This window comes from Silvania hatchlandensis, assembly GCF_025564065.1.
GTDB lineage: Bacteria > Pseudomonadota > Gammaproteobacteria > Enterobacterales > Enterobacteriaceae > Enterobacter > Enterobacter hatchlandensis.
The window spans coordinates 37,563-49,808 of record NZ_JAMGZK010000033.1 but is presented as its reverse complement, the minus strand read 5'-3'; the positions used below and the strand labels follow the sequence as shown (position 1 = coordinate 49,808).

Below are 12,246 nucleotides of genomic sequence, written 5' to 3'. Positions count from 1 at the left end.
GCTTCTTCAATACTCAAATTGAGGTCAACATCATAAGGATAACTGTCATGCATTCCCCCTACAGCGTCGCCGATTACTTGTTAGACCGTCTTACTGACTGTGGTGCCGATCATCTGTTTGGTGTCCCGGGCGACTACAACCTGCAGTTTCTCGATCACGTTATCGCCAGCCCGGATATTGGCTGGGTGGGTTGTGCCAACGAGCTGAACGCGGCCTATGCCGCCGATGGTTATGCGCGCTGCAAGGGCTTTGCCGCGCTGCTGACGACCTTTGGAGTGGGTGAACTGAGTGCCATTAATGGGATTGCGGGCAGTTTTGCCGAGCATGTTCCGGTTCTGCATATCGTCGGCGCACCGGGGATTGACTCGCAGAAAAAAGGGGAGCTGCTGCACCACACCCTGGGTGACGGTGAGTTTCGTCACTTTTTCAAAATGAGCGGGCCGATCACCGTCGCCCAGGCGCAGCTGACCGAGCAGAACGCCTGCTATGAAATCGACCGGGTGTTGACCGAAATGCTGAGAGAGCGCCGACCGGGCTACCTTATGCTGCCTGCCGACGTGGCAAAAAAACCTGCCACTCCGCCTGTAAACGCTCTCATTGACCGTCTGTATGAGAGCGACAGCTTCCGTCTGGACGCCTTCCGCGAGGCGGCGGAGAAACGGCTGGCCGCCAGCGAACGTATCGCGCTGCTGGCTGATTTTCTGGTGCTGCGCTACGGTCTGCAAAACCAGCTTCAGCGCTGGATGGAGCACACCCCGATGGCACACGCCACCCTGCTGATGGGTAAAGGGATTTTTGATGAGCGCAAGCCGGGCTTTGCGGGCACCTACAGTGGCTCTGCGAGCGTCGGCACCACCAACGACGCCATTGAAGGCGCCGACACCGTGATCTGCGTAGGCACCCGATTTACCGACACGCTCACCGCCGGATTTACCCACAAGCTCACGCAGCAGCAGACCATCGACGTTCAGCCGCATGCGTCCCGAGTGGGAGATGTCTGGTATACCGGGATCCCGATGGCGCAGGCGATTGAGGTGCTCTCCAGCCTGAGTCATCAGTATGCCAGCACCCATGCTGTACCGCGTCCGACGCGACCGCTACACGCTATCCCCCCGGGTTCGCTGACGCACGACAGTTTCTGGAAAACGCTGCAAACCTTTATTCGCCCCGGCGATATTATTCTTGCCGATCAGGGGACCTCGGCCTTTGGCGCCGCTGCGCTGCGTCTGCCCGAAGGGGTGAATTTTATCGTCCAGCCAATCTGGGGCTCGATTGGCTATACCCTGGCCGCCGCCTATGGCGCGCAGACCGCCTGCCCGGATCGTCGGGTGATTGCCATCACCGGCGACGGTGCGGCGCAGCTGACGATTCAGGAGCTGGGCTCGATGCTGCGCGACCAGCAGTGCCCGATCATCATGGTGCTGAATAACGAAGGCTATACGGTCGAGCGGGCGATCCACGGTCCTAACCAGCGCTACAACGACATCGCGCTGTGGAACTGGACGCAGATCCCGCAGGCGCTCAGCCTGAACTGTCAGGCCGAGAGCTGGCGGGTGAGTGAGGTGGTCCAGCTTGAGGAGGTGCTGGAGAAAGTGGCGCACCGTGAGCGGCTTTCGCTGATTGAGGTCATGCTGCCGAAAGCCGATCTCCCGCCGCTGTTGAATGACATTATTCAGGCGCTGGAGGCGCGTAGAAGCGCCTGATTACTTGTCCTCTCGCCAGGCGATCATCATCGGTCTGCCCGCCAGCAGGAGCCAGGCGGGCAGCATCACAATACACAGCAGCGGCATCAGGGTGGTGTCAGGCACCACCACTGCCGCCATAAACAGGCTCAGCCAGGCATCCCGCGTCACCACCAGTACCAGTCCCAGTATTGAACAGGAGATAGTGATCGCCGCCGGGACCGCCTCGACGTGCTCATGCAGCATCAATCCTAAGGCTACACCGACAAACACAGCCGGGAAAATGCGCCCACCGCGAAAACCACACGCCGCCGCGACTACCAGCGCTGCCAGCTTAATCAGGGCAATGAGCAGATAATCAGAGACGCTAAACGTCTGACTAAAGGCCAGCTGCTGCATCTCATCCAGACCTTTAAACAGGGTAATGCTGCCGCCAATGGCCCCGAGGATCCCCAGAATAAGCCCGCCCGCCCCGAGGATCAGCACCGGGTGTTTCAGGCGATGCATCAGTCGGTGCAGACGCGGCAGACACCACACCGCCACCATCCCAAGCGCGATGGCAATGGCGGCCACAATCGCACCGCTAAACAGATCCGCCAGATGCATCTGGCCGTACGGCGCAATCGGCAAGGAGAAATGCGGGTGGAAAAACAGGCTGGTGGTCAGCGCACCCGCCGCGGCGGCCAGCAGCGGGGCGAAGAGCTTGTCCCACAGCGGGATGTCATTGTTGCCGTTCAGGGTCTGAGAAAAAATGAGCGCCGCCGCCACGGGCGTACCGAACAGGGCGCCGATGGTGCCCGCCGAGGCCAGGATCGTCCAGTCGAGGGTCGCCACCCGGGGGAAGACGCGCGAGCCCACGGCGACGGCCAGCGCGATATTCACCGCCATTACCGGGTGCTCCGGGCCAAGGCTGACGCCGCCCGCCAGGCCGATAATCAGCGCCATCACCAGCCCGGGCAGAGCGGCGGCGGCCACCGGGGCGCCGATCAGCGGCTCGGTGGCCGGGTCTGGCCCGGCATGGCCCGGGCTGTAGCGGACAACCAACCCCACGGCAATGCCGGTTAGCGTCAGCATCACCATAATCCAGACCGGGGAGGCCATGTCGATCCCGACGCTGGCAGGCAGCGACGTCCACAGAAACGCCTGTAATACCGAGGCGACTTTCATGATAACAATCAGGATCAGGCTGGACGCCACACCAATAATCAGCGCGGGAGGGGCCAACAGCAGCATCGTTCTGGCTCGCGGATGGAGCATGATGAATTCCTTGTAGAAAATGACTTGCATTACTTTGCCCATTCAGCCTGGCGCGAACAGTGCAAATGGTGCTGAAACGGAACCATAATTCTGTGATATAGATCGATAATCCTGGGGCGCCTTGATTCAGGCGTTGTTGTTCTCGAGCCTTGAATTTAGAGTGTGCCAAAGAGTTATTTTGACTTTAGCGGAGCAGTTGAAGAATGACAAAGTATGCTTTGGTAGGTGATGTAGGGGGCACGAACGCGCGTCTGGCTTTATGTGACGTTAACACCGGGGAAATTTCCCGCGCCAAAACCTATTCCGGGCTGGATTATCCCAGCCTCGAAGCGGTAATGCGTGTCTATCTGACGGAGCACGATGTCAGCGTCGAGGATGGCTGTATTGCCATTGCCTGCCCGGTGACGGGCGACTGGGTGGCGATGACCAACCACACCTGGGCCTTCTCTGTCGCCGAGATGAAAAAGAACCTCGGGTTCGCGCATCTGGAAGTGATTAACGACTTTACTGCGGTGGCGATGGCGATCCCGATGTTAAAGCCGGAACACCTGATCCAGTTCGGCGGCGCTCAGGCCGTCGAAGGTAAACCGATTGCCGTCTATGGCGCGGGAACCGGTCTTGGCGTTTCGCATCTGGTACACATTGACCAGCGCTGGATCAACCTGCCGGGTGAGGGCGGCCACGTCGACTTCGCGCCAAACAGTGAAGAAGAGGGCATCATTCTGGAAGAACTGCGCGCCGAGATCGGCCACGTGTCGGCGGAACGCGTGCTGTCCGGCCCGGGGCTGGTGAATTTGTATCGTGCGATTGTGAAATCCGATGGCCGTCTGCCGGAAAACCTGCAGCCGAAGGATGTGACCGAACGCGCGCTGGAAGACAGCTGCATCGACTGCCGTCGCGCCCTGTCGCTGTTCTGCGTCATCATGGGTCGTTTTGGTGGCAACCTGGCGCTGAATCTGGGCACTTTTGGCGGGGTCTATATCGCCGGGGGCATCGTGCCACGCTTCCTTGAGTTCTTTAAGGCGTCCGGCTTCCGCGGTGGATTTGAAGATAAAGGCCGCTTCCGGGCCTATGTGCAGGATATCCCGGTCTACCTGATCGTTCACGACAACCCAGGCCTGCTGGGCGCGGGCGCGCACCTGCGTCAGACCCTGGGCCAGGTTCTGTAAACTCCCGCCCCGGTGATCTCCATTTACCGGGGCACTTTCCTTACAGGTGCATCAGCTGGCGAAACTCTTTCACCCGGCTGCGACTGACCGGCACCTGAAAATCCAGATCTTTTAGCCGCAGAATATAGGTGTTGTTGAACCAGGGCTCAATCTCGCGGATTTTGTTCAGGTTGACGCAGAACGAACGGTGACAGCGAAAGAAGTGGCTCGCGGGCAGCTTGCTGCAAAATTCGGTGATGTTCATCGGCATCACGAACGAATCGCGGCGGGTATAGACAAACGTCATCTTCTCATGCGCTTCGGCATAGTAGATATCGTCCATCGGCGTCACGATGATCCGCTCATCTTTGATTAAATTGATGGTGTCGTTTTCGCGCGTCACGGGCTGGGCGGTGTTCTGCCCGGTGGAAGACTGCTGCTGCCAGGCTTGCTCCAGCTTTTGCAGCATGCTGACAATGCGCGATTCCTGATACGGCTTCAAAATGTAGTCGAAGGCTTCCAGCTCGAAAGCCTCTACCGCGTGCTCTTTCCAGGCAGTCACAAAGACGATAAATGGCTTGCTGGCAAACTGGCTGATGTTTTGCGCCAGCAGCACCCCGTCCAGCGACGGGATATTGATATCCAGAAAAATGGCGTCGACCTTGTTGTGCTGTAAAAACTTAAGCACGTCCAGCCCATCTTCAAAGGTGCCGACGATCTCCATCTTGCTGTGCTCTTTTATCAGCCAGCTTAGCTCCTGTTGAGCCAGTATCTCATCTTCCACAATGATGACTTTCATGCATTCCTCCGACTAGGGCAACAACAACGTCTGTGCATGAACGGCGGACCGTTCATTGGGCACGTAAAACGCAATTTCGGTGCCCGGCTCCAGGCGGCGAATATGCAGCCCTTCGCCATACAACAGCTTAACGCGGTGATGAACATTCAGCAGGCCAATTTTATTGCCAGGCATCTCGTTCGACTCCACGCGCTCAATTACCAGCGGATCAATGCCGTGCCCGGTATCGCGCACTGAAATCCGCACCCGGTTGCCGCATTCAGCGACGCTGATCGTCACCACGCCCTTGCCCTTGCGCGGCTGAATGCCGTGAACGATGGCATTCTCGACCAGCGGCTGGATCAGCAGACTCGGGATCACGCAGTTGACCTCTTCATCAATGTCGTAAATCACCGTCAGCTTATCGCCAAAGCGGGCCTGCTCAATCGCGATGTAGTCTTTGATCTGATACAGCTCTTTCTTGATATCAATGTGCTCATCATCCTTGAGCTCAATGTTGTAGCGCAAATAGCGTGACAGATTAAAAATCAGCTGGCGGGCGGTGTCCGGATTGAGACGAATAGAGGACGAGATCGCATTCAGCGCGTTGAACAGAAAATGAGGATTGATTTTACTTTGCAGAGCGCGAAGCTCTGCCTTATTTGCCATCTCCCGCAGCTGCTCGGCGCGGGACACTTCCAGCTGCGTCGAGATAATTTGCGACAGACCCACCGCCATCTCCTGCAGCGAGGAGGTGATCTGGTGCGCGTGGCAGTAATAGATTTTCAGCGTCCCGGTGACAACCCCTTTTTCCCACAGGGGGATCACCAGCATCGAGTGAATTTCCGGCGTGCGGTGCGCCTCGTCATTATTCTTAATAATGATTTTGCCATCGTTGATGGCCTGCTGGGTGGTGGGGCTGATAGTGTCGTTATTGTCCTGATAGTTGTGTTCACCCACGCCGACGTAGGCCAGCACCCGGTCGTTATTGGTGATGGCGACCGCATCGGCATCAATATCGCGGCGGATGATGTCGCACACCTGGCGCAGCGATTCGACGTTAATATCGCGGAACAGCGGCAGCGTTTTATTGGCAATATCCAGTGCCAGCTTGGCCTGACGGGCGGCGCTGGCCTCTTTTTCGCCCTCCACGCTCTGCACCAGCAGCACGATAAAGCCCACGCAGACGCTGCCGAGGATCATCGGAATACCGATTTTAGAGACAATATCCAGCCCGAGCGAAATGGTCGGGGCCCAGACCACGACCAGAACCATGGTCAGGGTTTCGCAGATCATGCCCGCGATGATCCCGGCGCGCCAGTGCTGCTTTTTCGGGATTTTGCGGTTGATCCAGCCCGCGAGGATCCCGGCGATAATGCTGGTGATTAGGCAGGGGATCGCGGTCACGCCGCCAATATCGATCAGGTAGCGATGTACCCCGGCGATCAGCCCGGTGATGATCCCGACCCACGGGCCAAACAGGATCCCGCCGGACATCACCGCGATCACACGCACGTTAACCAGCGAACCTTCTACCGGCACGCCGGACCAGGTGCTGAACAGGGCGAACAGCGAGAAAATGGCGGTCACCGCCAGCAGCTCTTTTGTCGAGTGGGCAGATTTATGCAGAAGCTCGCGGAACAGGCGAATGCGGATTAAAAAGAACAGACAAATCAGCATCAATGCCGCGCGATCAAAAACCGCCAGCAGCATATCGAATATTTCGTGCACGAGTGAACCTGAGGAAGCGGGAAACAACCATGATAAAAAACCTGACGCCCAATGACCAGTCATCTGTCCGTTTTATCAAATGAGGATAAACCATAATCTTCAAAGGGGATTATGGCGTGTGCCAACGGTTATCAGGGCTGCGTCACACCGCTGGTCGCAGTGGTAAATGCATTGATATCAGAATGTTATCTAAATGATATCTTTAATGGCTGGCTGTCACTGTTCATCCCTGTTTAGCCGCAGCGGAGTTCCTGTTTTAGCGCTGTGAATAATTTTTAATTTTCCCTCTCGACAAGTCGTTTTTCTTCAGGTTATTTTCTAAGCACGCCACCATCGTGGCGACGTCGCTCGGATGGTCCGGGCGCTAACGTTATCTGAGGTATCTATGGCTGACTCCCGCCCTGAACGTCGTTTTTCGCGTATCGATCGTCTTCCCCCGTATGTGTTCAATATTACTGCTGAGCTGAAAATGGCTGCGCGTCGGCGCGGCGAAGATATTATCGATTTCAGCATGGGCAACCCGGACGGCCCCACGCCGCCGCATATCGTCGAAAAACTGTGCACCGTCGCCCAGCGCCCGGATACGCACGGCTACTCCACCTCGAAAGGGATCCCGCGCTTGCGCCGCGCCATTTCGCGCTGGTATCAGGACCGCTATCAGGTTGAGATCGACCCCGAGAGCGAAGCCATCGTCACCATCGGCTCCAAAGAGGGGCTAGCGCACCTGATGCTGGCGACGCTGGATCATGGCGACACGGTACTGGTGCCCAACCCCAGCTACCCGATTCATATCTACGGCGCGGTCATCGCCGGGGCACAGGTACGCTCTGTTCCGCTGGTGGAAGGCGTCGACTTTTTTAACGAGCTGGAACGCGCCATTCGCGAAAGCTATCCCAAGCCTAAGATGATGATCCTCGGCTTCCCGTCCAACCCGACGGCACAGTGCGTTGAACTCGATTTCTTTGAAAAGGTGGTCGCGCTGGCGAAGCAGTACGATGTGCTGGTGGTACATGACCTGGCCTATGCAGACATCGTCTACGACGGCTGGAAAGCGCCGTCAATTATGCAGGTGCCCGGCGCCCGCGATGTGGCGGTGGAGTTCTTCACTCTGTCGAAAAGCTACAACATGGCCGGCTGGCGTATTGGCTTTATGGTGGGTAACAAAACGCTGGTGAACGCGCTGGCGCGAATCAAGAGTTACCACGACTACGGGACCTTTACTCCGCTGCAGGTCGCAGCGATTGCGGCGCTCGAAGGCGATCAGCAGTGCGTGCAGGATATCGCCGCGCAGTATAAGCGCCGTCGCGACGTGCTGGTCAAAGGGCTGCATGAGGCGGGCTGGATGGTCGACATGCCGAAAGCGTCGATGTACGTCTGGGCGAAGATCCCGGAAGCTTACGCCGCGATGGGCTCGCTGGAGTTTGCCAAGAAGCTGCTGCAGGACGCAAAGGTCTGCGTCTCACCGGGTATTGGCTTTGGCGATTACGGCGATACGCACGTGCGTTTTGCGTTGATTGAAAACAGCGACCGTATTCGTCAGGCGATCAGGGGCATTAAAAGCATGTTCCGCGCCGATGGGCTGTTGCCGCTGGCGGCAAAAAGTCCGCCGGAGCAGGGCGGTCAGTAAAGCTAAAAAAAACAGGCGCCTGAGGCGCCTGTTTTTTTAACTGCAATTTCTTTGCTCAGTTCATCATCAGGGCAAACGTACCGACCCAGGCGAAAACAATTACAGAAAAACCCATAAAGAAATATTTCACGTTCATCGCTCCGCGCATCTCATGATACGCATTAATTTCAGAGTCCAACTGAGTATAGAGAGGTGAAGTCAGGCGAGGGCGGAAATGAGAATTTTCCCGTTTTAGCCTCAACTCCAGCTCAGAATTCTGTGCTTTTAGATTGCCAGACGGCGCTAATGTACGCCTAAAAATCAGGAGTGACAAGCGTGATTTTTTTAAACGTTTTCCGTCACTTAGCACTGTCGTGGAACGGCGACAGTTTAATTTCATTTGGTAATAAATTGGTGCTGAGCAACATAGCAGGCTAACGATAATGTAGAGTGATTACCGGGGGTAACAGCACCTGTAACAGGAAACTTTTACACCATTTTATTCCATCACAGTTGGCGATTAATATATTTAAATAAACGGGTAGTTGAATTTATATCCTTAAGCGTTGTAGATTGCGTTTGCCAGTTAATTGCTGATCTACAGACTATGACTACAAATATACAACGAACTACCTTATTGTGATTATAAATATACCCACATTAATAATTACCTTACGCCTTAAATTGTGGTCAGCAATATTTGTTTTAAATAATACCTCTTATTAGTTACGTCACTCTTTTATTAAGAGGGTGATTTATACCTCTATGCTGTTAATTATGAGAATGATTTCCAGGTATAGAATTTAACGTGTTTAACAATGGCAATTAAATGAAAAAGAACATTCAGGGTCTGGACCATTATGAGGGCGCCGCAGGTGGCTGGGGCGCAGTCAAGGCTTGCGCGTCTTACGTAATGACCCAAAAGTCTCCTCTGCGCGACACGATCGCGCTGTTCAAAATGAATCAGGATAAAGGATTTGACTGCCCCGGATGTGCGTGGCCCGATCCAGAACATCGTTCACCCATGGAGCTGTGTGAAAATGGCGTAAAAGCCGTGTCATGGGAGACAACAAAGAAAAAAGCGTCACCCGAATTTTTTGCCCGCCATACGGTAAAAGCATTATTGGGTTGGAGTGATTACGCGCTGGAAAATCAGGGCCGCCTCACGCATCCCATGAAATACGACATTATTACCGACACCTTTCAGCCGGTTGAATGGGAACAGGCCTTCGCGGAAATTGGCGGCATAATGCGCGGCTTCGCCCCTGAGCAGGTTGAGTTTTATACCTCCGGGCGCACCTCGAATGAAGCAGCCTTTTTATATCAGCTGTATGCCCGTGAATACGGCAGCAATAATTTCCCCGACTGCTCCAATATGTGCCATAGCCCAACCGGCACCGGGCTCGGATCGTCGATTGGCATCGGTAAAGGCACCGTCGAACTCAGCGACTTTGACGCCGCCGATCTGGTGATCTGCGTCGGGCATAACCCGGGCACTAACCACCCGCGGATGCTGGCGACGCTGCGCGAAGTCGCACAGCGCGGCGGCAGGATCATGTCCGTGAACCCGATGCGCGAACGGGGACTGGAGCGCTTTAGCTTCCCGCAGTCGCCAAAAGAGATGCTCACCGGAGGGCACACTGAACTCTCTGAGGATTACTTCCAGATACGTATTGGGGGGGATGCCTGGTTCTTCCGCGGGGTAATGAAAGCCCTACTGGCGCTCGACGCCCAACAGCCTGGGGTGATCGATAGGGACTTTATCACCAACCACACCTCCGGATTCAGCGAGCTGGCTGAGGATTTGCGTCGTCTCGCGTGGGCGGATATCGAACGCGGTGCCGGGCTCGATCGCCAGACGATAGTCTCTTTCGCTGAGATCTACGCCCGCCACGAACGGGTGATTATCAGCTACGGCCTCGGGATCACCCAGCACCGCAACGGGACGCAAAACGTCCAGCAGCTGATCAACCTGCTGCTGATGCGCGGCAATATGGGGCGCAAAGGGGCGGGGATCTGCCCCCTGCGCGGCCACTCGAACGTGCAGGGCGACCGCAGCGTGGGCATTAACGAAGCGCCAGGTGAAGACTTTAACCTGCGCCTTGAGCAGTACTTTGGCATCACGGTGCCTCGCGCCCACGGTCGCGCCTCCGTTGAGAGCATCAAAGCCATCGAGAGCGGCGAATCGCGCGCACTGATCTGCATGGGTGGCAACCTGGCGGTGGCGATGCCGGAACCGCAGCGCACCTTCCCGGCGATGCGTAAACTGGATCTGCAGGTTCACGTGGCGACCAAACTCAACCGCTCGCACCTGCTGGTGTGCAAAGACAGCTGGATCCTGCCGGCACTGGGTCGCAGCGAGCGGGATGTTCAGGCCTCTGGCGTGCAGTCGGTGACGGTGGAAGATTCCATGAGCATGGTCCATGCGTCCACTGGCAGCCTGAAGCCCGCGTCGCGCTGGCTGATGTCCGAACCGGCCATCGTGGCCGGTCTGGCACGCGCCACGCTGCCGAACAGCCCGGTGAAGTGGGAAGAGATGGTTGGCGACTATCGCCTGATTCGTCACGCCATTGAGGCGGTGATCCCGGAATTTTATCATTACAATGCGCGTATCGAAGCCCCCGGCGGTTTCCGTCTGGATAACCCCGCCTCGCGGGGGGAATACCGCACGGCGTCAGGCAAAGCGACCTTCCACGTCTGCACTATTGAAGCCATTGCTGACGCGTGCCTGAGCAGCGGGGAGCTGATTCTGGCGACCATCCGCAGCCACGATCAGTACAACACCACCATTTATGGCCTGGACGACCGCTATCGCGGTGTGACCGGTCGTCGGGACGTGATTTTCCTCAGCCCGGAAGAGGCCAGCCAGCGGCAGCTTAAGCAGGGGGACGTAGTGGATGTCGCGGCGCTCGACGACCGCGGGCAGGTTTGTCAGCAGCGGGTGATGCACCGCCAGACGGTACACATTGTGCCGATGGGGACAAAATCGATTGCGGCGTATTTACCCGAGGCGAACGTGCTGCTGTCGCTGGATGCGGTGGACGAAGAGAGTCTGACGCCTGCCTATAAGAGTGTTCCGGTGACGCTCTTTAAATCAGCAGGCGCGCACGACGCTTAGCGGTAGAGGGAGGCTTCGCCGACGGGACGGGTTTTAAAGCGGCGATGCACCCACAGATATTGCTCGGGCGCGCGCAGAATTTCGCTTTCGATCACCTTGTTGATGTAGGCCGCGGCCTCGGTCTCATCCTGCGGATAATTTTCCAGTTCTGGCGAAATAAACAGGCGATAGCCGCTGTTGTCCGTTTTGCGGATCATGGTAACGGTCAGCATCGCGGCTTTGGACAGGCGTGAAATCACAAACGTCCCGTTGGTGGTGGCAACGTCTTTCACCGCAAAGAACGGGGCGAAGCTGCTGCCTTTGCGACCATAATCCTGGTCAGGGGCAAACCACACCGCTTCGCCTTTTTTCAGAGCACCGACCAGGCCACGCAGGTTATTACGGCTGATCATCGCTTTATTGGAACGCATGCGACCGCGCGTCTGAACCCACTCCATCAGCGGGCTGTTGTGCGGACGGTAGGTCGCCATCATCGGTTGACACAGCCCCATCACGCGACCGCCCAGCTCCAGCGACATAAAGTGCACGCCAATCACCATCACGCCGCGGTTTTTGGCCTGCGCGCGCTGTAAATTTTCCATGCCTTCGACTTCAAACCACTTGCGCACCCGCGCGTCCGGCCAGTACCAGGCCATCCCGGTTTCCAGCAACGCCATGCCAATGGACTTAAAGTTTTCGTCGATCAGGCGTTCACGCTCGTCGGTCGATAACGCCGGAAAGCACAGCTCAAGATTTCTGCGCGCAATGGACTCTCTGCGTTTTAAAAAACGCCGGGAGAGACTTCCGAGGGTAGCACCCAGCCAGCACAGGGCAGGATAGGGAAGCTGAACCAGCAGCCACAAGACCCCCAACCCAAACCATGTAAACCAGTAACGGGGATGCAAAAGTGCGCGTGTGAATTTGCATTGAGACAAGATAAAACGACC

Annotated in this window: 9 protein-coding genes; 4 read left to right on the top strand and 5 right to left on the bottom strand. The window is 56.6% G+C overall.

Translation table 11 applies throughout. The annotated features are described in order from the left end of the window. Window positions 1–47 precede the first annotated feature (47 nt). Window positions 48–1,703, top strand: coding sequence for an indolepyruvate decarboxylase (ipdC, locus tag M8014_RS01085; protein ID WP_271280733.1), 1,656 nt, complete (start codon window positions 48–50; stop codon window positions 1,701–1,703). Here the strand turns inward: ipdC and M8014_RS01080 are convergent, their stop codons facing one another. After that, window positions 1,704–2,939, bottom strand: a complete 1,236-nt coding sequence (locus M8014_RS01080; RefSeq protein WP_271280732.1) for an ion channel protein — start codon at window positions 2,937–2,939, stop codon at window positions 1,704–1,706. 203 nt (window positions 2,940–3,142) lie between these two features. On the opposite strand from M8014_RS01080, the gene glk reads away from it, so the two are divergent. Next, a complete protein-coding gene (glk, locus tag M8014_RS01075; RefSeq protein WP_271280731.1) occupies window positions 3,143–4,108 on the top strand; it encodes a glucokinase in 966 nt (321 codons plus the stop codon). A 40-nt stretch (window positions 4,109–4,148) separates the two neighbouring features. On the opposite strand, the gene M8014_RS01070 is transcribed toward glk, so the two are convergent. Together M8014_RS01070 and M8014_RS01065 are read right to left on the bottom strand one after the other, a co-directional pair. Next, on the bottom strand, window positions 4,149–4,886 hold the full coding sequence (locus tag M8014_RS01070; RefSeq protein ID WP_271280730.1) for a LytR/AlgR family response regulator transcription factor: 738 nt from the start codon (window positions 4,884–4,886) through the stop codon (window positions 4,149–4,151). A gap of 12 nt (window positions 4,887–4,898) precedes the next feature. Then, the gene (locus M8014_RS01065) at window positions 4,899–6,596 is read right to left on the bottom strand and encodes a LytS/YhcK type 5TM receptor domain-containing protein (RefSeq protein ID WP_271280729.1); all 1,698 of its coding nucleotides are present in this window, start codon (window positions 6,594–6,596) and stop codon (window positions 4,899–4,901) included. A gap of 385 nt (window positions 6,597–6,981) precedes the next feature. On the opposite strand from M8014_RS01065, the gene alaC reads away from it, so the two are divergent. Further along, window positions 6,982–8,223 (top strand): alanine transaminase, encoded by a 1,242-nt coding sequence (gene alaC / locus M8014_RS01060; RefSeq protein ID WP_271280728.1) that lies wholly within the window; start codon window positions 6,982–6,984, stop codon window positions 8,221–8,223. A 55-nt stretch (window positions 8,224–8,278) separates the two neighbouring features. Here the strand turns inward: alaC and ypdK are convergent, their stop codons facing one another. Beyond that, window positions 8,279–8,359 carry a membrane protein YpdK gene (ypdK, locus tag M8014_RS22830; protein ID WP_098946261.1) on the bottom strand — a complete coding sequence of 27 codons (81 nt, stop codon included), beginning with the start codon at window positions 8,357–8,359 and terminating at the stop codon, window positions 8,279–8,281. Between the two features lie 672 nt (window positions 8,360–9,031). Between ypdK and M8014_RS01055 the strand changes: the two genes are divergently transcribed. Next, entirely contained in the window at window positions 9,032–11,320 is a 2,289-nt protein-coding gene (locus tag M8014_RS01055) for an FdhF/YdeP family oxidoreductase (RefSeq protein WP_271280727.1), read from the top strand. Here M8014_RS01055 and lpxP read toward each other — a convergent pair. Further along, complete coding sequence (gene lpxP / locus M8014_RS01050) at window positions 11,317–12,237, bottom strand: kdo(2)-lipid IV(A) palmitoleoyltransferase (RefSeq protein ID WP_271280765.1); 921 nt, start codon at window positions 12,235–12,237, stop codon at window positions 11,317–11,319. The genes M8014_RS01055 and lpxP overlap by 4 nt on opposite strands. Window positions 12,238–12,246 lie beyond the last annotated feature (9 nt).